The 24,453-nt window shown below is 75.4% G+C and carries 23 protein-coding genes and 1 riboswitch; of the genes, 12 read left to right on the top strand and 11 right to left on the bottom strand.

Annotated elements, in window-relative coordinates:
• From AB0L40_RS12380 to AB0L40_RS12390, 3 genes are all read right to left on the bottom strand, one after another.
• On the bottom strand, nucleotides 1-1,344 hold a 1,344-nt coding region (locus AB0L40_RS12380; protein ID WP_364354310.1), incomplete at its 3' end, for a biotin-dependent carboxyltransferase family protein.
• Complete coding sequence (locus AB0L40_RS12385; protein WP_364354313.1) at nucleotides 1,341-2,129, bottom strand: DUF1989 domain-containing protein; 789 nt, start codon at nucleotides 2,127-2,129, stop codon at nucleotides 1,341-1,343. The genes AB0L40_RS12385 and AB0L40_RS12380, both read right to left, overlap by 4 nt.
• Nucleotides 2,130-2,161: 32 nt before the next feature.
• The gene (locus AB0L40_RS12390; RefSeq protein WP_364354316.1) at nucleotides 2,162-3,115 is read right to left on the bottom strand and encodes an urea amidolyase associated protein UAAP1; all 954 of its coding nucleotides are present in this window, start codon (nucleotides 3,113-3,115) and stop codon (nucleotides 2,162-2,164) included.
• Between the two features lie 46 nt (nucleotides 3,116-3,161).
• Nucleotides 3,162-3,271: riboswitch (guanidine-I (ykkC/yxkD leader) on the bottom strand.
• Nucleotides 3,272-3,515: 244 nt separating this feature from the next.
• Here AB0L40_RS12390 and AB0L40_RS12395 point away from each other — a divergent pair.
• Both AB0L40_RS12395 and AB0L40_RS12400 read left to right on the top strand, forming a co-directional pair.
• Nucleotides 3,516-4,283, top strand: coding sequence for a GntR family transcriptional regulator (locus AB0L40_RS12395; RefSeq protein ID WP_364354319.1), 768 nt, complete (start codon nucleotides 3,516-3,518; stop codon nucleotides 4,281-4,283).
• A gap of 260 nt (nucleotides 4,284-4,543) precedes the next feature.
• Nucleotides 4,544-6,037 (top strand): APC family permease, encoded by a 1,494-nt coding sequence (locus tag AB0L40_RS12400; RefSeq protein ID WP_364354322.1) that lies wholly within the window; start codon nucleotides 4,544-4,546, stop codon nucleotides 6,035-6,037.
• Nucleotides 6,038-6,269: 232 nt separating this feature from the next.
• Here the strand turns inward: AB0L40_RS12400 and AB0L40_RS12405 are convergent, their stop codons facing one another.
• Complete coding sequence (locus AB0L40_RS12405) at nucleotides 6,270-8,150, bottom strand: HtaA domain-containing protein (protein ID WP_364354325.1); 1,881 nt, start codon at nucleotides 8,148-8,150, stop codon at nucleotides 6,270-6,272.
• Between the two features lie 262 nt (nucleotides 8,151-8,412).
• On the opposite strand from AB0L40_RS12405, the gene AB0L40_RS12410 reads away from it, so the two are divergent.
• The 6 genes from AB0L40_RS12410 (at nucleotide 8,413) to AB0L40_RS12435 (ending at nucleotide 15,014) form a co-directional block, all read left to right on the top strand.
• Nucleotides 8,413-9,321 (top strand): SDR family oxidoreductase, encoded by a 909-nt coding sequence (locus AB0L40_RS12410; RefSeq protein ID WP_364354328.1) that lies wholly within the window; start codon nucleotides 8,413-8,415, stop codon nucleotides 9,319-9,321.
• A gap of 305 nt (nucleotides 9,322-9,626) precedes the next feature.
• Nucleotides 9,627-10,814 (top strand): thiolase family protein, encoded by a 1,188-nt coding sequence (locus AB0L40_RS12415; RefSeq protein ID WP_364354330.1) that lies wholly within the window; start codon nucleotides 9,627-9,629, stop codon nucleotides 10,812-10,814.
• 133 nt (nucleotides 10,815-10,947) lie between these two features.
• Nucleotides 10,948-11,697 (top strand): isochorismatase family cysteine hydrolase, encoded by a 750-nt coding sequence (locus AB0L40_RS12420; protein ID WP_364354332.1) that lies wholly within the window; start codon nucleotides 10,948-10,950, stop codon nucleotides 11,695-11,697.
• A gap of 10 nt (nucleotides 11,698-11,707) precedes the next feature.
• Nucleotides 11,708-12,799: a M20/M25/M40 family metallo-hydrolase gene (locus AB0L40_RS12425; protein WP_364354335.1), complete on the top strand. Its 1,092-nt coding sequence runs from the start codon at nucleotides 11,708-11,710 to the stop codon at nucleotides 12,797-12,799.
• On the top strand, nucleotides 12,796-13,677 hold the full coding sequence (locus tag AB0L40_RS12430; RefSeq protein ID WP_364354338.1) for a haloacid dehalogenase-like hydrolase: 882 nt from the start codon (nucleotides 12,796-12,798) through the stop codon (nucleotides 13,675-13,677). The genes AB0L40_RS12425 and AB0L40_RS12430 overlap by 4 nt, the downstream gene beginning before the upstream one ends.
• The gene (locus AB0L40_RS12435) at nucleotides 13,674-15,014 is read left to right on the top strand and encodes a M20/M25/M40 family metallo-hydrolase (RefSeq protein WP_364354341.1); all 1,341 of its coding nucleotides are present in this window, start codon (nucleotides 13,674-13,676) and stop codon (nucleotides 15,012-15,014) included. Before AB0L40_RS12430 ends, AB0L40_RS12435 begins: the two co-directional genes overlap by 4 nt.
• Nucleotides 15,015-15,037: 23 nt before the next feature.
• On the opposite strand, the gene AB0L40_RS12440 is transcribed toward AB0L40_RS12435, so the two are convergent.
• The gene (locus AB0L40_RS12440) at nucleotides 15,038-15,319 is read right to left on the bottom strand and encodes a hypothetical protein (protein ID WP_364354344.1); all 282 of its coding nucleotides are present in this window, start codon (nucleotides 15,317-15,319) and stop codon (nucleotides 15,038-15,040) included.
• A 222-nt stretch (nucleotides 15,320-15,541) separates the two neighbouring features.
• Complete coding sequence (locus tag AB0L40_RS12445) at nucleotides 15,542-16,501, bottom strand: alpha/beta hydrolase (RefSeq protein ID WP_364354347.1); 960 nt, start codon at nucleotides 16,499-16,501, stop codon at nucleotides 15,542-15,544.
• Nucleotides 16,502-16,607: 106 nt separating this feature from the next.
• On the opposite strand from AB0L40_RS12445, the gene AB0L40_RS12450 reads away from it, so the two are divergent.
• Both AB0L40_RS12450 and AB0L40_RS12455 read left to right on the top strand, forming a co-directional pair.
• Nucleotides 16,608-17,090 (top strand): MarR family transcriptional regulator, encoded by a 483-nt coding sequence (locus AB0L40_RS12450; protein WP_364354350.1) that lies wholly within the window; start codon nucleotides 16,608-16,610, stop codon nucleotides 17,088-17,090.
• Nucleotides 17,091-17,185: 95 nt separating this feature from the next.
• Nucleotides 17,186-18,016, top strand: coding sequence for an NmrA/HSCARG family protein (locus AB0L40_RS12455; RefSeq protein WP_364354353.1), 831 nt, complete (start codon nucleotides 17,186-17,188; stop codon nucleotides 18,014-18,016).
• 72 nt (nucleotides 18,017-18,088) lie between these two features.
• Here the strand turns inward: AB0L40_RS12455 and AB0L40_RS12460 are convergent, their stop codons facing one another.
• Nucleotides 18,089-18,997, bottom strand: coding sequence for a hypothetical protein (locus AB0L40_RS12460; protein WP_364354356.1), 909 nt, complete (start codon nucleotides 18,995-18,997; stop codon nucleotides 18,089-18,091).
• A gap of 236 nt (nucleotides 18,998-19,233) precedes the next feature.
• On the opposite strand from AB0L40_RS12460, the gene AB0L40_RS12465 reads away from it, so the two are divergent.
• Nucleotides 19,234-19,830 carry a phosphatase PAP2 family protein gene (locus AB0L40_RS12465; protein ID WP_364354359.1) on the top strand — a complete coding sequence of 199 codons (597 nt, stop codon included), beginning with the start codon at nucleotides 19,234-19,236 and terminating at the stop codon, nucleotides 19,828-19,830.
• A gap of 87 nt (nucleotides 19,831-19,917) precedes the next feature.
• Here AB0L40_RS12465 and AB0L40_RS12470 read toward each other — a convergent pair whose 3' ends face one another.
• The 4 genes from AB0L40_RS12470 to ettA form a co-directional block, all read right to left on the bottom strand.
• Nucleotides 19,918-20,790 carry a DsbA family protein gene (locus AB0L40_RS12470; RefSeq protein WP_364354362.1) on the bottom strand — a complete coding sequence of 291 codons (873 nt, stop codon included), beginning with the start codon at nucleotides 20,788-20,790 and terminating at the stop codon, nucleotides 19,918-19,920.
• Between the two features lie 201 nt (nucleotides 20,791-20,991).
• Entirely contained in the window at nucleotides 20,992-21,162 is a 171-nt protein-coding gene (locus tag AB0L40_RS12475; RefSeq protein ID WP_364354365.1) for a CsbD family protein, read from the bottom strand.
• A gap of 175 nt (nucleotides 21,163-21,337) precedes the next feature.
• Nucleotides 21,338-22,108 (bottom strand): DUF1707 domain-containing protein, encoded by a 771-nt coding sequence (locus AB0L40_RS12480; protein WP_364354368.1) that lies wholly within the window; start codon nucleotides 22,106-22,108, stop codon nucleotides 21,338-21,340.
• An 83-nt stretch (nucleotides 22,109-22,191) separates the two neighbouring features.
• Entirely contained in the window at nucleotides 22,192-23,844 is a 1,653-nt protein-coding gene (gene ettA / locus AB0L40_RS12485) for an energy-dependent translational throttle protein EttA (RefSeq protein ID WP_364354371.1), read from the bottom strand.
• Between the two features lie 264 nt (nucleotides 23,845-24,108).
• On the opposite strand from ettA, the gene AB0L40_RS12490 reads away from it, so the two are divergent.
• Complete coding sequence (locus AB0L40_RS12490) at nucleotides 24,109-24,435, top strand: SMR family transporter (protein ID WP_364354374.1); 327 nt, start codon at nucleotides 24,109-24,111, stop codon at nucleotides 24,433-24,435.
• Nucleotides 24,436-24,453 lie beyond the last annotated feature (18 nt).

Here is a 24,453-nt window from a genome sequence, read left to right on the forward strand (position 1 = left end):
GGCCGGCGCGGCCGGTCGTCCGGCGGCCGCGACGTCCTCAGGGACGTCGGCGGTCGGGATCGCGTCCGGGCGCCCGGCGGCGACGCCCTCCGGGTCGCCGGCGTTCCGGGCGACGGTCGCGGACGGTCCCTCGCCCGCCTCCCGCCGCGAGGCCACGTCGAGCGCGAGCGTCACCGCGTCGCCCGGCCGCAGCTGGCCGAGCTTCCAGCGGTCGCCCCGGACGACGCAGAGCGGGGCGCAGAAGCCGCCGAGGCTCGGGCCGTCGGGGCCGACGATGATCGGCGTGTCGCCGGAGAGCATGATCGCGCCCAGCGCGTAGGGCGTCTCGATGACGTTGCTCGGGTGCAGGCCGGCGTCGCCCCCGTCCCGGCGTGCGAACTCGGCGACCGGACCGGACAGGCGGATGCCCGTGCGGTCCGCGTGGCCGTGCACGGTCCACGGCCCGGCGAGCAGCCGCTCGAGGCCGGCGGGCGTCAGCAGGTCCGGCGCGCCGTGCGGCCCGTGCTGGACGCCGAGGGTCCAGTCGTGGGTGATCTCGGGGGCGTCGGGCGTGTCACCGGCGTTGCCGACGCCGGGCCGCGTGGCCGCCTCCTCGGCCGGGACGTCGCCTCCGCCCGCAATGCCGCGGACCGTGGCGCCTCCGACCGTGGCGTCAACGACGGTCGTGCCCCCGGCCGCCGTGCCGCGGCCCGCCGCCCCCGGCGCCACCCCGATCCCGATCCGGTCGCCCGCCAGCAGCGTGCGGCCCTCGTGCCCGCCGATCGCGCCGGCGAGGAACGTGGCCCGGCTGCCGAGCGGCGCGGGGACGTCGAGGCCGCCGCGGACGGCGACGTAGGCGCGCACGCCGGCCCCGGTGACCGCACCCACGGTCAGGACGCCGCCGGCCGGCACCCGAAGGACCGCGTCGAACGCCGCCTCCGTCCCGTCCACCGCGAGCGCCACCGGCGCGCCGCAGACGGCCACGGTCGCGCCGCCGGGGAACCGCAGGGTCGGCCCGTCGAGCGTCACCTCGAGCCCCGCGGCGTCGGCGTCGTTGCCGACCAGGGCGTTCGCGCGGGCCAGCGAGCGGGCATCCATCGCGCCGGAGGGCGGAACGCCGACCTCCCACAGCCCGAGCCGGCCGCGCTCGTCCTGGACCGACGTCTGCAGCCCGGGGCGGTCGACCTCGACGAGCCGCAGGAGCCCGGCGAGCGTCGGCGCGCAGGCGTCGGCCGCCCAGCCCTCGGCGTCCCCGGCGGAGCGCCCCGTCGCGGGCCCGGTGCCGTCCGCCTCGGTCGGGGCCGCGCCGGGCGCAGCCGCCCCGTACGTCGCCGGCCCGGAATCCGTCTCGGTGGCCGCGCTCATCGCTCCGACTCCTCCGACCCCTCCGGCTCCGTCCCCGCCCGTGCCGCCGGCGCGCCCGGATCCCCGGCGGCGGCGGTCGCGGCGTCCCACGTGAGCAGCCGCACCGGCGTCGGGTCGTAGCCGTTGCACGGGTTGTTCAGCTGCGGGCAGTTGCTCAGCAGCACCAGGACGGCGCGCTCGGCGCGGACCTCGACGTAGGCGTCGACCGCGGAGATGCCGTCCTCGAACGTCAGGCCGCCCTCCGGGGTCAGCGGCACGTTCATGAAGAAGTTGACGTTCGCCGCCAGGTCGCGCTTCTGCAGGACCTCGCCGTGCTCGAGCCCGACGCGCAGGAACGTGTTGCGGCACGCGTGCATATGGCGCGTGTGCTCGCCGTAGCGGACGACGTTGGACTCCTGCGAGCACGCGCCGCCGAGCGTGTCGTGGCGGCCGCAGGTGTCGCCGGTGATCGTCACGAGCGCGACGCCGTCCTGGTCCACCAGCGTCGACCCCGCCCGCAGGTAGACGTTGCCCTCGGAGCGGATCGTCGCCGCCGCGGAGTAGCGGGCGCCGACGTCGTCGGCGGCGTAGAAGAGCGTGTCGGCGGCCTGGTTGCCGGCGAGGTCGACGATGCGCAGGCGCTCGCCGGCCTCCAGGCGGACGAGGCGGCCGTCGCCGGCGGGCACGACGTCGTCGGCGCGCGCGGTGTCGGCGGTCAGGGCGCTCTCGCGGACGCGGGCGCCGGGGACGTCCGACAGGTCGACGAGGTCGCCGGCGGTGGAGAGGGGGTGCTCGGTGGTGCTCATGGGGGGCTCCGGGACGGTGGGGGGGACGGGGCTCAGCCGACCGGGCCGAGGAGGACGGCGAGCTCGCCGGCGGCCAGGCCGCGGGCGTTCTCGGGACGGAGGGTCCGGACGACGTCGTCCGGACCCGGCGGGTCGATCGGCTCCACGTCGAGGCGGACGGGCTGCGGGGCCCAGGCGATCGGGGCGGTGTCGTCCGCGTCTCCCGGGCCCGCGGCGGCGGAGCCAGGCTCGGCGGCCCCGGCCGGGGCGTGCGGGTGGGGCCCGGCGTAGAGCGCGATGAGCACGTCGAGCTCGGCGCGCAGGAGGACCTGGGCGCCGGGCCGCGAGTGGCCGGCACGCAGGACGGTCGCCCCGTCGGCGGCCACGTCGACGACGCTGAAGAGGTTGACCACGTCGCCCAGGTCGCGGCGGCCGAGCCCGTGCTTGGCCAGCTCGGTCTCCAGGGCCTCGCGGCCGGAGCGCCACCGCGCGTTGCGGTCGTCCTGGTAGGTCGTCGCGCCGTACCGCGCCCGCAGCAGCCGGTCGTCCCCGAGCCCGCCGAACGGGTCGTGCCCGCCGACGTCGTCGTGGACGATCGACAGCAGCACCCGGCCCATGTCGGAGAACAGCGCGTGGCCGGTCGACAGGCGCGAGGTGAACTGCTGCTTGAGGGTGTCGCCCATGCAGTACCGCTCGGCGGTGTCGGCGGCGCGCAGGGCGGTCAGCGCGACGTTGCCGCTGCCGCTCAGGTCCGTCACGCGCAGCGCCGTGCTGCGCCGCAGGACGCCGGACCACGTCCAGCCGCCCGGGACCTCGGCGGTGTGGAGCGGGGTGCGGGCCCCGCCCCGAGCGTCGCGGGACGACACCGCGTCGGACGGCGACGAGGCTCGGGGCACCCGCTCGGGGGTGGGGGCCCCGCCCCGAGCGTCGCGGGACGACACCGCGTCGGACGGTGACGAGGCTCGGGGCACCCGCTCGGGGGTGGGGGAATCGGGGCTGACGGGCATGCGACCTTCCTCGTTGAACGACGAAAGCCCAGGGGACGACGAGCGTCTCTCCCGGGCTTTTCTCCCTCCGTGCAACCCGGCTATGTGCGGTGCCGGGTCTGCCCTCTCGGACCAGTCCCGCGCCGGTGGCGCGGCGGAACCCTAGGGCGACTTCCACCTTAGGTCGGACCAATGACGATCGCCTTGGACGGGTGGCGAAGATCGCCCGGCCGCGGGTTGTCCCCGGCGGCGGGGGTGGGCCCTGGCCCCGGGGTCCGCGGGTCGGCGGCTGGGCGACGACCCGGGGCCGCGCGATCTTCGCCCTCATCGGACGGGGCCGCCCGCCCGGCCCGCCCGGCCTGCCCGCCCGGCCTGCCCGGCCCGCCCGGCCCGCCCGGCCCGCCGGGTACGATCGATCGCCGTGCCGCCGTCAGAGAGCCCGCCCGCCGCGCTGCGCCCGGTGGACGTCACCGCCGCCGAGGGCCGCTCGCTCGCCGACCTCGCCCACGAGGCGCTCCTGGCGGGGATCCACGCCGACGCCTTCCCCGACGACCGGCTCCCGCCCGAGGCCGAGCTCGCCGGCCGGCTCGGCGTCAGCCGCCCGACGCTGCGCGCCGCGCTGCACGCGCTCGAGGCCGACGGTCTGATCACCCGCCGCCGCCGCTTCGGCACCACGGTCAACCGCCACGTCCTGCGCTCCGCGATGCGCCTGAACCGGCTGGTCTCGTTCACGTCGCTGATCGCCCAGCAGGGCCACGAGGCGACCGAGACCCACGCGCTGCGCCGCGCGCCCGCCGGGGCGTTCGCCGGCGCGCTCGGCGTCGAGGACGACGCGGAGTGCGTCGTCGTCGACCGGCTGCTGCACGCCGACGGCGAGCCCGTGATCGCCGTCCAGGACGTCGTCCCCGCCGCCCGCCTCCGGGTCCCGGTCGACGCGGTCGACCCGGGCGACTCGACGTTCGCGTTCATCGCCGCGTGCTGCCAGGACCCGGTCGACTACGCGACGACGGACATCACGCCGCGGGTCGCCGCCGACGGGGAGCCCGCCGGGCTCCTGGTCCGGGACGGCGAGGCGTTCGTCGAGCTGCTCGAGACGCACTTCGCCCGCGACCACGAGGTCGTCGGGCTCTCCCGGGTCTGGGTCGACCCGTCGCGCGTGCGGCTGTCGTTCGTGCGCCGCCAGGCCTGACGGGCCACGCCCGCGGGCCGGCCGGACCTCCGGCGCCGCCGTGGCCGCCCGGTCCGGCCAGCGCGGTGCCGGCGCCGTTGGCCGGCCCCGGCCGTCGCGTGACGCGCCGCGCTCGCCCCGGACGTCGCGTGACGCGCCGCGCTCCTCCACGGGCGCGCGGGCCCCCGCACGAGGGCTGTCCATCCGGGACAACCGCCGTACGCGCGGCCTTGGACGACGGTCGATAAGCGGCGGCGAACGGCGGTCCTATGGTCCGACCTATGCCCAGTCCTTCCCTCCCGAGCGGCCCCGCCGCTCCACCGTCGCCGTCCGGCGCGCACGCCCCGGACGGCGCCCTGCGCCGCGAGTTCACGCTGCGGGCGACCTTCTCGCTCGCCTTCGCGTTCATCTCGCCGATCATCGCCCTCTACGCGATCTTCGCCCTCGGGCTCGGCACCGCCGGCGCCTCGTTCTGGTGGGCGTTCCCGATCGTGCTGCTCGGGCAGTTCCTCGTCGCCTTGACCCTCGGCGAGCTCTCCAGTCGCTGGCCGGAGGAGGGCGGGCTGTTCCAGTGGTCGCGCCGGATGCTCGGCCGCACGTACGGCTGGGTCACCGGCTGGGCGTACGTCTGGACGCTGATCGCGCTGATGGTCGCCACCGCCTACGCGGCCAGCCCGTTCCTCGCCGGGGTCTTCGGCAACGACGACCCGAGCACGGTGCTGCGGCTCGTGATCGCCCTGGGCTTCGTCGCCGTCGCGACGCTCGCGAACGTCGTCGGCCGCAAGCCGCTGCAGATCTTCGTCCTCGTCTCGATCGGCTGCGAGCTGATCGGCTCGGTCGTCATCGGCACGATCCTGCTCGTCTTCCACCGCGAGAACAGCATCTCCGACCTCTTCACCGGCGTCGCCGGCGGCAGCGGGTCGTTCGCGTTCGGGCCGTTCCTGGCCGCGGTCGCGATCGTCGGCTGGGCGTTCATCGGCTTCGAGAGCGCCGCCGACGTCGCCGAGGAGGTCGAGGAGCCTGAGAAGAACGTCCCGAAGGCCCTGATCGTCTCGCTCGTCTTCGTCGCCTGCATCGTCATGTACGCCGGCCTCGCGCTGATCCTCGCGATCCCGAACCTGCCCGCCGTGCTGTCGGGGGAGGTCTCCGACCCGATCGCCGCGACGCTGTCGGCCGAGCTCGGCTCGTGGATCGTCAAGCCGATGTTCCTGGTCGTGTCGACCGGCTTCTGCGCCGGCATGGTCGCCGTCGGGGCCGCGGTCTCCCGCGTCGTCTTCGCGATGTCCCGTGAGCAGCAGCTGCCCGCCTCGGCGTTCCTCAGCCGGCTCTCGCCGCGCGAGGGCCTGCCGGTCAACGCGATCCTCGTGACCGCCGTCGTCTCGGCCGTCGTCCTCGTCGCCGCGGTCGCGGTCGACCTCTACGACACGCTGATCGCCCTGGCCTCGGGCGGCTTCTACATCGCCTTCGCCCTGCCGGTCGTCGCGCTGCTGATCACCCGGGCCCGCGGCACCTGGGAGCCGGGCGTCTTCCGCCTGAAGGGCGTGCTCTCCGTCGGCGTCAACGTCCTGGCCGCCTGCTGGCTGCTGTTCGAGATCGTGAACATCGCCTGGCCCCGCCAGATCGGCGCCTCCTGGTACGTCGAGTGGGGTTGCCTGCTGATGTTCGGCCTGATCGCGCTGGGCGGCCTGATCACCCACCGGATGGTGCTGGGGACCGGGGCCGAGGCGCCCGCGCACGAGGCCGAGGCGGTCGGGCTCGGGGTGGCCGCGGACTGAGGGCCGACGGGGCGGGGCGGTGCCTCGGGGTCGCCACGGACCGCGTTGCCCGGCCCGGCCGGCCACGTTGCCGCCCCGGCCCCGGATCGGGAACGACGAGGGGCCCGATCCGATCCGGACCGGGCCCCTCGTCGTCCGTGTTGCGTGCGGCGGTCGCGCGCCGGCCGCCGCGGTCGCGGTCAACCCGCTCGGCGCAGACCTCCGCCGGTGCTCCCGGCCGCGCTCGCGGCGCTCACGGCGCCGAGCCGTCCACTGCGAACGTGATCGGGTCGAGGGCCTCGCCGGCACCGTAGAAGTCGGCAAACGCCAGGTGGGCGCCGTCGGCGGTCAGCGTGGTCGGGACGGCCGTCCACGTCGTCCGCCCGCCGGCGGTGGCCGGCGCGACGCCGGTCAGGTTCAGGTCCGCGAGGTGGACGCCCGCGTGCACCTCGCGCGGGGGCGCGGCGGCCGTCGGGTCGATGCCGCCGAACGCCCGGGTGACCGCGTCGACGTAGAGCCTGCCCGTGCTCGGGCCGTCGAGCACGACGCGCGGGTTGCGGAACTCGAGGTCGAGCAGCGGCCCCTTGCCGGAGTCGTGCCCGCGGAAGCGGACGCGGCCCTCGTAGGTGGCGTCCAGCGTGCCGGCGCCGGGGTTGTACTGCGCGCCGGTCGGCGCGTCGAAGCGGAACAGGTCGACGGTGCCGCCGGTGACGTGGCCCGCGGCCCCGCCCCCGCACGTGATCCAGCCCTTGGCGATCGGGCTCTGGATGTAGTTGCGGAACGACGCGCGCACGCCCCAGGCGGCGCCGTCGACGAACGTGGTGCTCGCCAGCGCCGGGCACGCGTCGGTGACCGGGACGGCGAACGTCAGCGGCGCGAGCAGCTCGCCCGTCGCGTAGAAGCCGCCGAACGCCGCGGCGCCGTCGGCGCTGAGCGTCACCGGGACGCCGGTCCACGTGCGTCGACCGCCGTCGGTGGTCGGGGGCGTCCCGGACACGTCGAGGTCGGCGAGGTGGACGTTGGAATGTGACTCGACGGGCGCCGGCGGTGCGCTGACGTTCGTGGCCGTGAACGGCCGGCTCGTCAGGTCGGCGTAGATCCGGCCCTTGCCGTGGCCGTCGAGCTCGACGTGCACGTTGCTGATCGTCGTGTCCAGCAGCGGGCCCTGGCCGTAGTCGTGGCCGCGGAAGCCGATGGTGCCGGTGAACGTGGCGTCGAGCGTGATGCCGCGGGTGACCGCCGTGCCGGTCGTGCCGTTCCCCGCGTCGTAGTCGACGTCGGTGGGCGCGGTGAGCTGGAAGCTCGTGACCTTGCCACCGGCCTGCAGGCCGGTGGCGCCCGCGGTGCAGCCGACGGAGCCCTTCGCGATCGGGCCCTGGACGTCGCTCAGGAACGAGTCCTTGAACGCCCAGCGCGCGCCGTCGGTGAACGTCGTGCCGGCGAGCGGCGCGCACGTGAGGGGGACCGGCGGGACCACGGGCGGGGTCGGCGTCGTCGGGACGGCCGGGGTCGTCGGCGAGGCGGGGGCCGGAACCGGTGTGGCGGGGCCGGGGGCCGGGGTCGCGGGCTTCGGCGTGGCGGCGGTGGTGACCCGGCCGACGGTGCCGGCCTGCAGCCGGGAGCCCTTCAGTCGGCCCCGCAGCGCCTTGGCGCCCTTGCTGCTGAGCTTGACGCGGCCGGCGGAGATCGTGATCTTGCCGGTCTTCGCGTCGGACCTCACGGTGCCGCCGCTGATCGTCAGGACGGTCACGCGCTTCTTCGCGATCAGCGCACTGACCGTCGCGGACCTCGACTGCACGACCGTGCGCCAGGACGTGAGCACCGTGGAGCGGGAGCCCCGGCGGACGGTCACCGAGCCGCCGTGCGTCAGCGTCGTGGCGCCCTTCGCCGTCGTGCTGCCCGTGACGGGGAGCCGCAGCTTCGTGCCCTTGAGCGTCGCGGGCTTCCCCGCCTTCAGCGTGAGGCGGTCGGCGCGCAGCGCCTTGCGGAACGCGGCGTCGAGGGTGATCGTCGACGCGCTCGCGGACGTCGTCGGCCGCGGAGCGGCACCGGCTGACGCCGGGACGGCGACGGCGACGCCGGCGAGGAGCGCGGCGGTGGCGATCGAGCCGCGAAGGCGGCGGTGGCGTGACACTGGTGCTCCTTGGGGGTGGGCGGCAGCGGACGGCTCGCATTAGGCCGCCCTATCGGTCAGAGCATAGTAGGGCTGCCTACCCAGGTGTGTCGGTTCGGATCGCCCGTGCTGACGGGGGATCGCGCGTACGGCGTGCGTCCCGGGTGGGCGCCGAAGGGCCGTTCGCGGGGGCACTCGGTGCCGACGCCGCGACGATCGGGTCTCGCGTCCCCGGCGCGACCCGCGCGACGGTCGACCGCCATCCGCCGAGTAGCCTCGCCCCATGGCCCTGATCGATCGCCTCCCCGGCCGCGCCGCCCCGGCCCCGCCCGCCCGCCTCGACGGGCGGACCACCGTCGTGTGCGGTGGCGCCGGCGAGGTGGGGGAGGGGATCGTGTCCGCGCTGCTGCACGCCGGCGCGCGGGTGGCCGTGCCGTCGCGGCGCTCCGACCGGCTGGGCGCGCTCGAGCAGCGGCTGTCGAAGGCCGGCGCCCCGGTCGAGCGGCTCGTGCCCGTGATCGGCGATCTCTCCGCCGGCGACGATGCGGCGCGGCGCCTGGCGGCCGACGTCCAGCGGCTCGCCGGCCCGCCGGACCTCGTCGTCGCGGCGCTCGGCGGCTGGGACGCGGGCCCGCCGCTCGCCGAGATGCCGATCGAGGACTGGGAGCGCACCGTCAACGACGGCCTGCGCAGCCACCAGCTCGCGATCCACGCCTTCGTCCCGATGCTCCGGGATCGGCCCGGCGCGGGCTACGTGATGATCAACGGCGCCGCCGCGCGCTACCCGGTGCCGGGCTCGGGCGTGGTCTCCACGATCGCCGCCGGCGAGCTGATGGCCGCCCAGGTCCTCGCCGCGGAGGAGTCCGGCTTCGGCGTGCAGGTCGAGGCGTACGTGCTCGGGCCGGTCGGGACGCGCTCGCGCGAGGAGTCCGCGCCGTGGATGGCCCGGGCCGAGCAGGTCGGCGAGGTCATCGCCGAGCGCGCGGGGCGCCGGCTGGCGTCCGACGGCGGCCCTGCGGGTCCCGCGACGGTCATCGAGATCCTCACCGCCGGCGACATCGGCCGCGCCCGTGGGCTCCCGGCGGGCGGCGTCCGCGGCGCGACGGCGGGCCGCGCGGGCTGGGTCCTCTGGGGCCTGCAGACCGGCGGGATCAACCGCCAGGTCCGCCGCGGGACGCCCCCGCGGGGGTAGGGGGGCGCGGGGTCGGACGGGGGTCGCGGGACCGCGGGGCCGTCGACTTCGGTACCTGGGAGGTACGCAACTCGACGCGATGCCCGTCGTGCGGGTCCGCGCCGCCTGGCTCGTCGACTTCGGTACCCGAGAGGTACGCAACTCGACGCGATGCCCGAGGTGCCGGACCGCGCCGCCTGGCTCGTCGACTTCGGTACCTGGGAGGTACGCAACGCGACTCGGGGCCCTGGGCCGGCAGGTGAGTCGCGTGACACGACGGTGGTATTCTGAGTGAGTAGTTCCAAGCAACTCAGTGGAGGCTCCTGGTGAGCAGCGTCACGAAGTCCCGTCTCCTCGGCCGCGAGGTCGTCGTCGTCGAGGCCGCCCGCACCGCGATCGGCCGCGGGCACGTGCAGAAGGGCGTCTACCGCGACGTCCACCCGAACGAGCTGCTGGGCGCCGTCTACCGCGCCGTCGTCGAGCGCGCGGGGATCGACCCGTCGCTCGTGGGCGACGTGATCGCGGGCGCGGTCAACCAGGTCGGCGAGCAGTCCAACAACATCGCGCGGAACGCCTGGCTGCAGGCCGGCCTGCCGATCACGACCCCGGCGATCACGCTGGACCGCCAGTGCGGGTCCGCCCAGAGCGCCGTCTCGTTCGCCGCCGCGCTGATCGCGTCCGGCCAGCACGACATCGCGATCGGCGCCGGCGTCGAGCACATGGGCCGCGTCCCGATGGGCAGCAACGTGGCCCACCCGGACGAGTTCGGCGTGCCGTTCCCGCCCGAGCTGATGGCGCGCTACGAGCTCGTCCCGCAGGGCACGTCGGCCGAGCTGATCGCCACCAAGTGGGGGATCACCCGCGAGGAGCAGGACGAGCTCGGGCTGCGCTCTCACCGGCTCGCGTCGCAGGCCGTCGCCGAGGGCCGCTTCGACCGCGAGATCGTCGGCGTGCAGACGCCGCAGGGCCTCGTCACGAAGGACCAGGGCCCGCGGCCGGACACCACGATCGAGAAGATGGCGGCCCTGAAGCCCGCGTTCACGCCCGACGGGACGATCACGGCCGGCAACGCGTCGCAGATCTCCGACGGCGCCGCCGCGGTGCTGCTGATGAGCCGGGAGAAGGCGGACGAGCTGGGGCTGAAGCCGCGGGCGAGGATCGTCGACGCACTGACGGTCGGCGTCGACCCGGTGCTGATGCTCACCGGCCCGATCCCGGCGACCCAGGAGCTGCTGCTCCGCAACGGGCTGACGGTCGGGGACGTCGACCGCTTCGAGATCAACGAGGCGTTCGCGTCGGTGGTCGCCGCGTGGCGCAGGGAGCTCGAGCCGGATTTCGACCGGGTCAACGTCAACGGCGGCGCGATGGCGCTCGGTCACCCGCTCGGCAGCTCGGGCGCGCGGCTGATCACGACCCTGCTGCACGAGCTGGAGCGCAGCGACACCGAGCTCGGCCTCGTGACGATGTGCACCGCGGGCGGCACCGGGACGGGGACGCTGCTGCAGCGGATCTAGGGGCGACGACCGCGGCCCGCGGGGCGAGGCGTGGGCGGCCGGGGGCCCGCGGACGCCCTGCGGGGGACGCGAGGAGGGCGACGTTCGCCGCGTGGACAAGGGCCACCGCTTTGGTCCGACCTATGATGGCGGCATGGTCCCGACCGGCGACGACCCGACAACGCGTGCGGTCCCCGGGGCGCCCGACGCCGTGACGCGCGCAGCCGCGCCGCCGGCGGACCCGTCCGTCGTGCCCGCCGGCACGGCGCTGGTCGTCGTCGACGTCCAGGGGTCGTTCGTCGACGGCGACGACCCGGCGGTGCCGAAGGCCGGCGACGCGCAGGCTCGGGCGGCGCTCCTCGCGCGGATCGTCGCGATCATCGACGCCTGCCGGGCGAGCGCCGTCCCGGTGGTGACGATCCAGGAGGTCCACAAGCCGAGCCTGGTCGACATCGGCCGCGAGCTCGACGGCGCCGAGGGGCCGCACGCCCTCGAGGGCGATCCCGCGACCGAGCTGGCGCCGGGCATCGCCCCGCGGCCGGACGAGTACCTCATCCGCAAACGGCGCTACTCGGCCTTCTTCGCGACGGAGCTCGACCTGGTCCTGCGCTCGCTGGGCGCGCGGACGGTGCTCCTCGTGGGCGGCATGACCGACGTCTGCATCCACTACACGGCGGTCGACGCGCACCAGCACGACTACCGGATCCGGGTCGTCGAGGACTGCGTGATCGGGACCTCCGACGACGCGCACGAGGCGGCCCTGCGTGCCATGACCTACCTCCAGCGCGACGCCCGCGTCCGCTCGGCCGACGTCCTCGCCACCCTGCTGCCGAGCGGGACGCGTGCGGTCCGGTCCGGCCCGGGATCGCCCGCTGCGGCCGACCGACCGCCACCGTCGCGATAGCGTCCCGGGCATGAGCCTCCCCGACGTGCTGCGCGACCTCCTCACGGCCCCCGGCCCGTCCGGCCGGGAGACGATCGCGGCCGGCGTGTGGCGTGGCCACGTGGAGAAGTTCGCCGCGATCGAGCGCGACACGTTCGGCTCGACCGTCGCCCGCGTTCCCGGGACGTCCACGGACGTCGGCACGTCGTCGGGCACGGGCGAGGGCGGCGTCCCGTCGCTGGCCGTCGTCGGCCACATCGACGAGATCGGCCTGATCGTCACCCACATCGACGAGAAGGGCTTCCTGCGGATCGCCGCGGTCGGCGGTCAGGACCCGCAGCAGCTCGTCGGCCAGCGCGTCCAGCTGATCACGAAGGCCGGCCTCGTCGCCGGCGTCATCGGCAAGAAGCCGATCCACCTGATCGAGGCCGACGAGCGCTCGCGCGCGGCCAAGCTCAAGGAGCTGACGATCGACATCGGCGCGACCGACAAGGAGGACGCGCTGAAGGCCGTCCGGGTCGGTGACGTCGCCGTCGTCGACGCCGCGCCGATCGAGCTGCGCGGCGGCCGCGTCGCGTCCCGCTCGATGGACAACCGCATCGGGTCGTTCGTCGCGTACGAGACCGCGCGCCTCGTCGCCGAGGCCGGCGGCGCGCCCGGCGAGGTCCAGGCCTGGGCCGTCGCCCGCGAGGAGACCGGCCTGCACGGCGCGGCCACCACCGCCCACCGCGTGCGCCCCGACATCGCCGTCGTGGTCGACGTGACGTTCGCCAGCGACCAGCCCGGCGTCGACGTCAACGAGATCGGCGAGCACCCGCTCGGCTCCGGTCCGGTCGTCGAGCTCGGAACCCCGCTGCACCCGTGGGTCGGCGACGCGCTGATCGAGACGGCCGAGGCCGAGGGCATCCCGTACACGATCAGCGCCACCGGCCGGGGCACCGGCACCGACGCGGACGCGATCAACATCGCCGCCGACGGCATCCCGACGGGCGTCATCGGCGTGCCGCTGCGCTACATGCACTCGGTGGTCGAGACCGCCCAGGTCGAGGACATCCTCAACGCCGCGAAGCTCATCGCCGCGTTCGCGCAGCGGCTCACGTCCGACGTCGACCTCCTGCGGTGAGCGCCGACGCGACCGGCGCCGGGGCCCCCGCCCCGGCGCGCACGCAGACCGACGCGGACGCGCTGGACGCCGCCGACGCCCGGCTGGCCGTCCGCTCGCGGCCGCCGGAGCCCCAGCGGGTGGCCCCGGGCGCTCCGGTCCCGCTGCTCCTGCTCTGGGACATCGACGGCACGCTGCTGCTGCGCGCGTCGGCCTCGCACGCCAAGGCGGTCTGGGACGCGCTCTGCGCGATCCACGGCCTCGAGGACCGCAAGCTCCTGCGCGACCAGCGGATGGCCGGGATGACCGACGGGCAGATCGCCCGTGAGATCCTGACCGCCGCGGGCATCGACGCCGCGACGGTCGACCGCCACGCCGAGGCCGTGCAGGACCGCATCTGCACCACGTACGTCCCGGGCGACCTCGAGACCCACGTCAGCCCGGGCCTCGAGGAGACGCTGCGCGTGCTCTGGGACCGCGGCGACGTCGTGCACTCGCTGGTCACCGGCAACTTCGAGCGGGTCGCGCGGCGGAAGCTCCGCGCGGCCGGCATCGGGGAGTGGTTCGACCCGCGCGTGGGCGGCGGCTTCGGCTCCGACCACGAGGACCGGCTGCTGCTGCCCGCCACGGCGCGCCGCCGCGCCGGCGCGGCGCTGCTGCCCGACGACCGCCCCTGGCCCGTCGAACGCGCGATCGTCATCGGCGACACCCCGCGCGACATCGCCTGCGCCCGCCACGACGGCGTCCGCGTGATCGCGATCGCCACCGGCTCCCACGGCGCCGACGAGCTGCGGGACGCCGACGCCGTCGTCGCGGACGCGTCCGGCGTCCCCGCCGCCCTGGCCGAGCTCGTCGGCTCCGACGGCTCCGTCCCCCGCCCCACCGAGGTCCCCGCATGAGCACCGTGCCCCCCGTCGACGCCGCCCGCCTCCGCGACGCCCTCGAGCGCCTGGTCCGCATCCCGTCCGTCGCGTTCCCGGGCTTCCCCGAGGCCCCGGTCCGCGAGGCCGCCGACACGACCGTCGCGCTGCTGGAGGAGGCCGGCGTCACCGGCGTCGAGCGGGTCGCGGTCCCCGGCGCGCCGCCGGCGATCTTCGCGCACCTCCGCGCCGCCGACCCCGACGCGCCGACCGTCCTGCTCTACGCCCACTACGACGTCCAGCCCGCCGGGCCGGAGGACTCGTGGACGTCGCCGGCCTTCGAGCCGACGGAGCGCGCCGGCCGCCTGTACGGCCGCGGCACCGCCGACGACAAGTGCGGGGTCGCGCTGCACGCCGCGACGCTCGCCGCGCTCCTGGGCGCGGGCGATCTGCCGGTCCACGTCAAGGTCCTGATCGAGGGCGAGGAGGAGACCGGCAACGGCACGCTGTCGAAGCTCGTCGCCGCCGACCCCGAGCGCTTCCGCGCCGACGCGTTCGTCATCGCCGACGGCTCCAACGTCTCCACGGGCACCCCGACGCTGACGACGTCCCTGCGCGGCATGGCCGTCGTCGACGTCACGGTCGACACGCTCGAGGCCCCGGTGCACTCCGGCGTGGCCGGCGGTCCGGGCCCGGACGCGCTGCTCGCGCTCTCGCGCCTGATCGCGTCGCTGCACCACGACGACGGCACCGTCGCGATCGAGGGCCTCGACGTCCTGCCGTGGGACGGCGCGGAGATCGACCCCGAGGACTGGCGGGCCGAGACCGGCGTCCTGGAGGGCGTCGACCTGCTCGGGTCGGGCCCGATCGCCGACCAGCTCTTCGTGCGCCCGTCGGTCACGGCCATCGGCATCGACGCGCCGACGGTCGACACGGCCGCCAACGCGCTGATCCCGCGGGCGAAGGCCCGCCTGAGCGTGCGCTTGGCGCCGACGCAGGACCCGGCCGCCGCCGCGCAGGCCGTGATCGCCCACGTCTTCGCCCACACGCCCTGGGGCGCGCAGGTGACCGTGGCCGAGGGCCCCGGCGCGCCGGGCGCGATCCTCGCCGGCGACGGCCCGATCGCCGAGGCCGCCGGCCGGGCGCTGGAGTCCGGCTACGGCGTCCCGGCGGTGCGGATCGGCTCCGGCGGCGCGATCCCGCTCTGCGCCGACCTCTCGTCGATCTACCCCGACGCGGCGTTCGTCCTCTGGGGCCCCGGCGACGAGCGCTCGCGGATCCACGCGGGCGACGAGTCCGTCGACCTGTCGGACCTGCACCGCGCGGCGGTGGCGGAGGTCGCGTTCCTCGTCGACCTCGCCTCCGCCGGGAGCTGAGCCGCCGGGTCGGCGCGGCGGCGTCAGCGGCGCGTCAGCCGCGGGCCGGTCACCCCGTCGTCGAGCGTGATGCTCTCGATCGGGTCGCCGTAGGACGTGATCCCGGAGCGTCCCGCGAGGTGGCCCCCGTAGTAGGGGTACTGCGGGTTCGTCGCGTCGCTGCCGGTGATCGCCCCGTCGCAGGCGAGGTGGTCGTAGGCCCGGCGCGCGACCTCCAGGCCGTCGCCGATCCCGACGCCGGCGCCGGTCTCGGCGTCCCGGTCGGTCACGATCACCTGCGCGATCCGGTCGTCGTCGATGAGCACCGCCGCCGAGCCGCCGCCGAGCCGCCGCCGAGCCGCCGCCGAGCCGCCGCCGAGCCGCCGCTCGACCGCTGGCGGGAATCCCCAGGAAGGCCCAGAAGAACGGCTCCTCCGCCCGCGAGAACGGCCTGCAGACGGCGAGCGACAGCACCGGGCTGATCCCCGCCGCGGACACGAGGCGCACCCGCACGCCCCGAGCGTAGGCGCGGTGCCTCCTGCCGCCGCTCAGCCGTTGAGCGCGCCGTCCAGGAAAGCGATCGCCTCGGCGATCGCGCTGGACGCCGCGTGCGTCTCTCGGAGCGCGTTGAGCATCACGAAGTCGTGCGTGATCCCGAGCTTGCGGGTGGCCTCGACGTCGACGCCGGCCTCGCGGAGCTTCGCGGCGTAGGCCTCGCCCTCGTCGCGCAGGACGTCCGCCTCGGCGGTGATGACGAGGGCCTTCGGCAGCCCGCGGAGCTGCTCGACCGTCGCGCGCAGCGGCGACGCGGTGATCTCCGCGCGGTCGCCCTCGTCGATCGTGTACTGGTCCCAGAACCACTGCATCCCGGCGCGGTGCAGGAAGTAGCCCGTCGCGAAGCGGTGGTACGAGCCGGTCTCGAACGCGGCGTCGGTGACCGGGTAGAAGAGCAGCTGGGCCGCGATCTCCAGGTCCCCGCGCTCCTTCGCCAGCAGCGTGATCGCGGCGGTGAGGTTGCCGCCGACGGAGTCGCCCGCGACCGCCAGCCGGCTGCCGTCGAAGCCCGCGTCCGCGCCCTGCGCGACGACCCACAACCCGACGGCGTAGGACTGCTCCAACGCGACCGGGTAGCGGACGTCCGGCGAGCGGTCGTAGTGGGGGAGCACGACGACGGCGCGAGCCCCGATCGCCAGCTCGCGGGCCAGCCGCTCGTGCGTGTCGGGCGAGCCGAAGACCCAGCCGGCGCCGTGGACGTAGAGGACGACGGGCAGCGGGCCCTCGACGCCGGCCGGACGGATCACGCGGACGGGGATCTCGCCGTGCGGCGTCGCGACGCGCTCGTCGCGGACGTCGGCGTCGGGGATCTCGCCGCCGGCCTGGACGGACTCGACCGTCGCGCGGCCGTCCTCCGGCGTCAGCTCGTAGAGGAACGGCGGGTTCGCGGTGGCCTCGACGAACGCCTGCGCGGCCGGCTCGAGGACGACGGGGGTGGGAGCTTCGGTGGGCATCTGGGGCCTCTCGGGGAACGGTGGGTCGGGCCCGAAGAACCTAGCGCACAATTGAATTGTGCACAATGTAATTGCGTGCGTCGCCGCCCGCGCTACGCTGAGCGCGATGCCTGAGACCCCGTCCACGTCCCCGCCGGACGACGCGCCCGCGGAGCTCTCGATGCTCCTGGACGACCAGCTCTGCTTCGGCCTCTACTCGGCGTCCCGCGCCGTCACGGGCATGTACCGCCGGCTGCTCGGGCCGCTGGAGCTGACCTACCCGCAGTACCTGGCGATGCTCGTCCTGTGGGACCGCGGCACGTTGCCGGTCGGCGCGCTCGGCGAGGCCCTGGACCTCGACTACGGCACGCTGTCGCCGTTGCTCAAGCGGCTGGAGGCCCGGGGGGTCGTCCGCCGCGAGCGTCGCGCCGACGACGAGCGCTCGGTACTCGTCGCGCTGACCGACGAGGGCGAGGCGTTGCGCGAGCGCGCCCGCCGGGTCCCGACGGAGATGGGCCGGGCGATGGGGCTCGACGCGGCCGAGCTCGCGGTGACCCGCCGGACCCTCGAGCGCCTGACGCGGTCGGTGGTGGCGGCCACGGCGGCCTGAGGGCCGTCACACGTAGTAGTTGTAGAAACAACTACACCGTGTCAGGATGCCCACGGCGCCGCCGGATCCCCCGACGGCCGAGGGAGGAGAGACCCATGTCGGACCCCGTGCTCGTCTTCGGCGCGACCGGAACCCAGGGAGGCGCGGTCGCCCGTGCGCTGCTGGGCGCCGGCGTCCCCGTGCGCGCCCTCGTGCGCGACCCGTCGTCCGCGAAGGCGCTCGCGCTCGAGGCCTCCGGTGCGCGGCTCGTGACCGGCGACCTGGAGGACCGCGCCTCGCTCGTCCGGGCCTTCGCCGGGGTATCGGCCGCCTACGCGGTCACGACGCCGTTCGGCGACGGCGCGGACGCCGAGGTGCGTCAGGGCGAGGCGATCGTCGACGCCGCCGAGGAGGCCGGGCTTCCGTGGCTGCTGCTGGCGTCGGTCGCCGCGGCGGACCGCGCGGACGTGCCGCACTTCGTCAGCAAGGCGCGGATCGAGGCGCGCCTGCGCGCGTCGACCGTCCCGTGGACGGTGGTCGCGCCGAGCTACTTCTACGAGAACGTCCTCGGCGCGCGCGAGCCGCTCTCGCGTGGCGAGCTGCCGCTGGCGGTGCCGTCGGACACCCCGTTGCACCAGGTCGCCCTGGACGACCTGGGCGCCGTCGTGGCCGCGGTGCTCGCGCGCCGCGACGAGCACCTGGGCGTCCGGGTCGAGGTCGCCGGCGACGCCCCGACCCCGGCGCAGATGGCGGCGGCGCTCGGCGCCCGCCACGTCCCGGTGCCGGTCGAGGAGATCCGCGCCCGCAGCGCCGACCTCGGCACGATGTACGCCTTCCTCTCCGGCCCGGGCTACGCGATCGACGTCCCGGCGCTGCAGGCCCGCTACCCGGAGGTCGCGTGGACGTCGTTCGCCGACTGGGCGGCGGGGCAGGGCCTGCGGGGCTGATCCCGGGCCGGCCGCGGCTCCTGGTCCGATGCGCGCAGCACGCCGGCCAACGTGACGCGGAGCGTTCGGCTCCTAGGCCAGGGTCCAGAACGCGTCGTTGCCGACCGGGTGCTCCTTGGCGCCGGCGGCGACGAGCTTCGCGCGGGCCTCGTCGCGGTCCTCGAGGTTGAGGACGCCCGCGACCTCCTGCGTGGAGAGCGGGAAGCCGCCGGGGGTGCCGGCCTCCTCGTCGGCCCAGCGCAGGACCTCGAGGGGGTCCTCGGCCCACGGGCGCTGGTCGAGCCCCGGGGCGACGTTGGCGACGAGCGTCTCGATCCCCAGCGGGGTGTGGAAGCCGGGGGCCTCGAGCGACAGGTCGCCGGCGCCGACGACGTAGCTCGGGCAGGTGTAGCGGCGGCCCGGGCCCGCGTCCTCGCCGTCGCGGGGCTTCCAGTCGTCGCCGGAGTCGGCGAGCTTCTGGTCCAGCGCGAGCGCGGCGGCGGTCGGGTGGCGGGTGTCGTGCAGGTCCGTGAGGAACGCCTGCTCGACGGCGTCCTCGGCGATCCAGCCGCGGACCTCCTGGACGTCGAAGCCGGCGCGCGTCAGGGCGGTGTCGATCGTCTCGTCGGACGAGAGCTCCTGGCCCTCGGACAGGGTCAGGACGTGCAGGCGACGAAGGAGCGAGACGGCGGCGTCGACGCCGAGGTGCTCGCGGACGGCGACGATCGCCCGGCACGCCGGCCACGTCGCGCCGATGGGGCGCGCGTCACCGGTGAACAGCGGCTGGCCGAGCGCGTCGAAGTGGCGCAGCGACGCCGCGGCGCGCTCGGGCGTGAAGCCCATCTTCTCGTAGGACGCGCCGCTCTCCGACAGGCCCGCCATCCGCAGCGACCAGTTGAGCTGGCTGCCGTAGCGCCACCGCAGGCGCCAGCGGATCGGCTCCGCGCTGAAGGCCCAGGGACAGGCCGGATCGGTGTAGGTCGTGACGTCGACGGTGGGCACAGGGCGACGCTAGCGGACCGGGGTCCGGAGCCCGGATCGACGGGGGGTTCGGCAGGACGATCCGGCGTCCACGGGAGGTGCCCCTCGGGCGCGTCCGCGGGCGGTCGGGGCGGCCCGCACCACGGCCGCGACGGCACGAAGCCGGGACGCCCGGCCTTGTCGACTCACGGTCAGCAGTGTACGGTCACTCGTGTTGATCGTCGGTCGACAGTCCGTCCCGATCCCAGGACCCCACCATGGACCAGCAGCTCCTCGAGACCCTCAACGCCTTCCTCGTCCAGCACCACGACGTCCGGGTGCCGGTCGTCGACTTCGTCGTCTCCGCCCAGGTCGCGATCGCGATCCTGGTGATCGGGCTGTTCGTGCTCGGCCGCCGCGCGACCCGGCGCGGCGCCTTCCTCGCCGGCTGCAGCGCCGCGACCGGCGTCCTGGCGGCGCAGGGCATCACGGCGCTCGTCGACCGGGCGCGGCCGTTCGTCGCGGACCCCGTGATCCAGGTGATGGTCCACCACGGCCCCGACCGGAGCTTCCCGTCCGACAGCGCCACGGGCGCGTTCGCGATCGCCGTCGCCCTCTACGCGTACGCCCCGCGGTGGGGGCGGGCGATCCTCGTCCTGGCGGGGCTCCTCGCCGTCGGCCGCGTCGCGGTCGGCATGCACTACCCGACGGACGTCCTCACCGGCGCCGTCCTCGGCGCGCTGACCGCGATCGTGCTGCGCGCCGCGCCGATCCGGACGCGGCTGGAGCGGCTCGCCGACGAGCTCTCGCGCGTGGCGAGCCTGGGCTGGGCGGGCGACCGCCGCCGACCGGTCCGGCCGGCCGGGACGGCCTGACCCCGGGGCCGGGCCGGCATCGGCCGGCGGGGGCCGGGCCCGCCGACGGCGGCACGCGCGGCCCTCGGGCTGCGCCGTCCTCCAGCCTCAGGCCACCGACCAGAAGGCGTCGGTGCCGACCGCGTGCTCGGTCGCCCCGGCCTCGCGCAGCGCCGTCCGGGCGGCGTCGCGGTCGTCGGAGTCGGTGAGCGCCGCGACCTCCTGGGTGGCGAGCGGCACCGGGGCCCAGCGCAGGACCTCGAGCACGCCCTCCGCCCACGGTCGGCGCTCCAGGCCGGGCGCGAGGTTGGCGACGACGGCCTCGACGGCGGACCACGGCTGGAAGCCCGGCACCTCGGCGGTGGTCCCGTCGGCGGCGAGCACGAAGGTCGGGCAGGTGTAGCGGCGACCGGACGGTCCGGCGGCCCACTCCCAGTCGGCCTCGACGTCGGCGAGCTTGTGGTCCAGCGCCAGTGCGGCGGGTCCCGGGGTCCGCGCGGCCTCCAGGTCCGCCCGGAACGCCGTCGCCGTCGCGTCGTCCTGCGCGCGGGCGAGCAGCTCGGCGGGGTCCAGGCCCGCGACCTCGCAGGCGTCGGAGAGCACGTCGGGGTGGTCGATCGGCCGCGCCTCGGCCAGGCCCGCGACCCGCAGGGCCCGGAGCAGGCGGACGGCGCCGACCTCGTCCGTCGCACGGGCGGCGACGACCAGGCGGCAGGCGTCCCACGTCCCCGCGGGGTCGCGGCGCTCGGCGCGGGACAGCGGCATCCCGTAGGCGTCGAAGTGGCGCAGGATCTCGGCGTTCTTCACCGCGTCGAAGCCCTTGGCCTCCTGCGCGGCGGCGTCGCGCGCCAGGCCGACCATGCGGACGGTCCAGTCGAGCTGGTCGCCGAAGCGCCAGGCCAGGCGCCAGCGGACGGGCTCGGCGCTGTACGCGAACGGGCACGCGGGGTCGGTGAACTCGGCGACGGCGAGACGGCTCATCACCCGACGCTACCCGCTGCGGGGCGTCGCACAACGGCGGACGGCCCGCCGTCCTCGAGGGGCGACGGGCCGTCCGTGCGGCTGGGATCGGGCCGGCCGTTCCGACGGGCCCGACCGCGGCAGGGGGTGGATCCGCTCCGCCCGTGGGACGGATCGGACCCGGCGCCCCCGGAGCGCGAGGCGTCCGGGGGACGGTCGCGGCTACTTGCCGGTGAGCTTGTCCTTCGCGGCGTCGATCGCGTGGTCGACCTTGTCCTTGAGCTTGCCGACGTTCTGGTCGGTCTTGCCCTCGGCGCGGAGCTGGTCGTCGTTGGTGGCGGCGCCCGCCGTCTCCTTGACCTTGCCCTTGAGCTTGTCCGTGTTCCCGGTCATGTGATCGTCCTCGGGTCGTGGGGTCGGGTGCCGTGGCGGTGGTCGCCGCAACGCCCTCGTCCTCCGCCTACCCGTTCTCCGTGGGGGCACACGGCGGCACCCGGCGATCCTCCGGCCACCGGACGTCGGGGGTGCCGACGGGGCGCTCGGCGACCCGATCGGCGTCGATCCCGGCTCAGCGGCCGGAGGGGTCCCGGGGATCCGGTCGGTCCGGGTGTGGGCGACCGGGGCTCCCGACGCTCCAGGTCGCCGCCGCCCCGCCGGCGCCGAGCCGGCCGCGGAAGAGGCTCGCCAGCCGCTCGCGCAGACGCATCGCGCGGACCCGGACGTCGCCGAACCACGTGAAGCCGGTCAGGATCACGACGGGCGCCCCCGCCGGCCCGCGGAGCCCGGCCTCCTGACGGACCTTGCCGAAGCCGGACCGCGACCGGACATCGACGACGACCCCCTCGGGCACGAGCAGCGTGACGTCGCCGAACACGCTCGACGCCTCGACCTGGACGCTGGCGTGCGCGACGACGGCCTCGCGCAGGTCGAGGTCGATGTCGCCGAAGACGGTCGACCAGCGGCCGACGTACGGCACGCGCCACGGGCCGTCCTGGCGCAGGTCGGCGAAGACGGCCGTCCGGCGCTCGGGGGACCGGGCGGCGAGGTGAGCGGCCGACGCCACCGGGTCCGACCAGCCGACGGGTGGCGGCGCCCCGTCCGCGGGCGCGGGGTCCGGCAGGTCGGCGGTCAGGTCCGCGAGCTCGTCGCGGGTCGTGGCGCGGCTCGCGGCGCCGATCCGGTCGGCGAGCTCCTCGAACGTGAGGCGGCCCTCGGCGGCGGCGTCGCGGAGCAGGTCCATGACGTGCTCGCGCTCCGCGTCCGACGCGCGGATGGGCGGTCGGCGCGGCGTCGGGTCCGGCCGCCGCGGGGCCGGCGGCTCCTCGGGACGGTCCGCCATCGACCGATCGTACTCGCGGCGCTCCGCGAGCAGGACGGGTCGCGCCCCGGGGCGCCTCCGGGCGCGCCCGGAGGCCTCCTGCGTCAGCGCGCGAGCTTCTTGTAGGTGAGGCGGTGCGGGCGGTCGGCCTCGTCGCCGAGCTCGTCGCGGCGCCACGCCTCGTAGGCCTGCAGGTTGCCCTCGAACCAGTTGGCGGTCGAGTTGCCCTCGAAGGCGAGGATGTGGGTCGCGATGCGGTCGAGGAACCAGCGATCGTGGGAGATGACCACCGCGCAGCCCGGGAACGCGAGGAGCCCGTCCTCGAGCGCCTGCAGCGTCTCGACGTCCAGGTCGTTGGTCGGCTCGTCCAGCAGCAGCAGGTTGCCCCCGCGGCGCAGCAGCTTGGCGAGGTGGACGCGGTTGCGCTCACCGCCGGAGAGGTTGCCGACCTTCTTCTGCTGGTCGCCCTTCTTGAAGTTGAACGACGCCACGTACTGGCGGGAGTTCATCTCGCGGTCGCCGACCTTGACGTAGTCGAGCTTCTCCGAGATCTCCTCCCAGACGTTGTTGTTCGGGTCCAGGTTGTCGCGCGACTGATCGACGTACGAGAGGTCGACGGTCTCGCCGAGCTTGATCGTGCCGCTGTCGGGCTTCTCGAGGCCGGTGAGGAGCTTGAACAGCGTCGACTTGCCGGCGCCGTTGGGGCCGATGACGCCGACCATGCCGCCGGGCGGCAGCGTGAACGAGAGGTCCTCGAACAGGAGCTTGTCGCCGAACGCCTTCGACAGGCCCTGCGCCTCGATGACGGTGTCGCCGAGCCGCGGTCCGGGCGGGATCGTGATGCGCGTCTCGTCGAGGCGCATCGCCGACTGCTCCTTCATCAGCTCGTCGAGGTTGTTCAGGCGGGCCTTCTGCTTGACCTGGCGACCCTTGGGGTTCTTGCGCGACCAGTCGAGCTCCTCGTTGATCCGCTTCTGGCGGGCCACGTCGGTGCGCTTCTCCTGGGCCATGCGCTTGGCCTTGTTGTCCAGCCAGCCCGAGTAGTTGCCTTCGAACGGGATCCCGCGGCCGCGGTCGAGCTCGAGGATCCAGCCGGCCACGTTGTCCAGGAAGTAGCGATCGTGGGTCACCGCGACGATCGTGCCCTTGTAGGCCTCGAGGTGGCGCTCCAGCCAGGCGACGGACTCGGCGTCGAGGTGGTTGGTCGGCTCGTCCAGCAGCAGCAGGTCGGGGGCCGAGAGCAGCAGGCGGGCGAGCGCCACGCGGCGCTTCTCGCCGCCGGAGAGGTCGACGACGTTCCAGTCGCCGGGCGGGCAGCGCAGGGCGTCCATCGCGTACTCGACCTTGGAGTCGAGGTCCCACGCGTCGGCGGCGTCGATCTCGGCCTGCAGCCGCGCGAACTCCGCGGCCGTCTCGTCCGAGTAGTTCATCGCCAGCTCGTTGAACTTGTCGACGAGGGCCTTGAGCTCCTTCAGGCCCTCCATGACGTTCTCGTGGACCGTCTTGGTGTCGTCGAGGTTGGGCTCCTGCTCGAGGATCCCGACCGTGGCGCCGGCCAGCAGCGTGGCCTCCCCGTCGAAGTCCGTGTCCTGCCCGGACATGATCTTGAGCAGGGACGACTTGCCCGAGCCGTTGATGCCCAGGACGCCGATCTTGGCCCCGGGGAGGAAGGACAGCGACAGGTCCTTGAACACCGTCTTGTCGGGCGGATGCACCTTGGTCAACTGGTACATCGAGAAGACGAACTGCGTGCTCATTCCCCCAACGGTACCGGGGTACGCGAGCGATCTTCGCCCGGGATCGCCCGTGGGGACGGGTTTCGCGGCACGGGACGCCCACGGGGGAGGGTCCGACCCGCGGGGCGACCGGCCCACCGGGGCCCGGGGGTCGTCCTCGATCGGGGGCGCGGCAGGGCCCGGAGGCCCGGTGCTACGGTCGATGTGCGACCCCGAGGGGGTTCGCCCGGACGAGAGGGACGCGCCGTACCCGGCACGACGACGGCGCCTCGAAGGGACCCCACCATGGCGTGGATCTCGCTCATCGCCGCCGGCCTGCTCGAGGTCGTCTGGGCACTCGCGCTCAAGCGCTCCGACGGGTTCTCCCGCGTTCCCGAGACGGCGGTCTTCGTCGTCGCGCTGGCCGCGAGCATGGCGCTGCTGGCCGTCGCGCTGCGCTCGTTCCCCGCCGGGACCGGCTACGCGGTCTGGACCGGCATCGGCGCGGTCGGCACCGCGATCGTCGGCATCGCGCTCCTCGGCGAGTCCGCCGCGCCGCTGCGGCTGCTCAGCGTGGCGCTGGTCGCCGCGGGGGTGGCGGGCCTCGCGCTCACGAGCGCGGCGGGGCACTGAGCCGGTGGCCACGCACGG

Origin of the sequence: Patulibacter sp. NPDC049589 (assembly GCF_040675535.1) — a bacterium.
GTDB lineage: Bacteria > Actinomycetota > Thermoleophilia > Solirubrobacterales > Solirubrobacteraceae > Patulibacter.

Coding starts and splice junctions, on each gene's coding strand:
- AB0L40_RS12385 (WP_364354313.1), bottom strand. CDS start 2,129: ATGAGCACCACCGAGCACCCCCTCTCCACCGCCGGCGACCTCGTCGAC.
- AB0L40_RS12390 (WP_364354316.1), bottom strand. CDS start 3,115: ATGCCCGTCAGCCCCGATTCCCCCACCCCCGAGCGGGTGCCCCGAGCC.
- AB0L40_RS12400 (WP_364354322.1), top strand. CDS start 4,544: ATGCCCAGTCCTTCCCTCCCGAGCGGCCCCGCCGCTCCACCGTCGCCG.
- AB0L40_RS12410 (WP_364354328.1), top strand. CDS start 8,413: ATGGCCCTGATCGATCGCCTCCCCGGCCGCGCCGCCCCGGCCCCGCCC.
- AB0L40_RS12420 (WP_364354332.1), top strand. CDS start 10,948: ATGGTCCCGACCGGCGACGACCCGACAACGCGTGCGGTCCCCGGGGCG.
- AB0L40_RS12425 (WP_364354335.1), top strand. CDS start 11,708: ATGAGCCTCCCCGACGTGCTGCGCGACCTCCTCACGGCCCCCGGCCCG.
- AB0L40_RS12435 (WP_364354341.1), top strand. CDS start 13,674: ATGAGCACCGTGCCCCCCGTCGACGCCGCCCGCCTCCGCGACGCCCTC.
- AB0L40_RS12445 (WP_364354347.1), bottom strand. CDS start 16,501: ATGCCCACCGAAGCTCCCACCCCCGTCGTCCTCGAGCCGGCCGCGCAG.
- AB0L40_RS12450 (WP_364354350.1), top strand. CDS start 16,608: ATGCCTGAGACCCCGTCCACGTCCCCGCCGGACGACGCGCCCGCGGAG.
- AB0L40_RS12455 (WP_364354353.1), top strand. CDS start 17,186: ATGTCGGACCCCGTGCTCGTCTTCGGCGCGACCGGAACCCAGGGAGGC.
- AB0L40_RS12465 (WP_364354359.1), top strand. CDS start 19,234: ATGGACCAGCAGCTCCTCGAGACCCTCAACGCCTTCCTCGTCCAGCAC.
- AB0L40_RS12470 (WP_364354362.1), bottom strand. CDS start 20,790: ATGAGCCGTCTCGCCGTCGCCGAGTTCACCGACCCCGCGTGCCCGTTC.
- AB0L40_RS12475 (WP_364354365.1), bottom strand. CDS start 21,162: ATGACCGGGAACACGGACAAGCTCAAGGGCAAGGTCAAGGAGACGGCG.
- AB0L40_RS12480 (WP_364354368.1), bottom strand. CDS start 22,108: ATGGCGGACCGTCCCGAGGAGCCGCCGGCCCCGCGGCGGCCGGACCCG.
- ettA (WP_364354371.1), bottom strand. CDS start 23,844: ATGAGCACGCAGTTCGTCTTCTCGATGTACCAGTTGACCAAGGTGCAT.
- AB0L40_RS12490 (WP_364354374.1), top strand. CDS start 24,109: ATGGCGTGGATCTCGCTCATCGCCGCCGGCCTGCTCGAGGTCGTCTGG.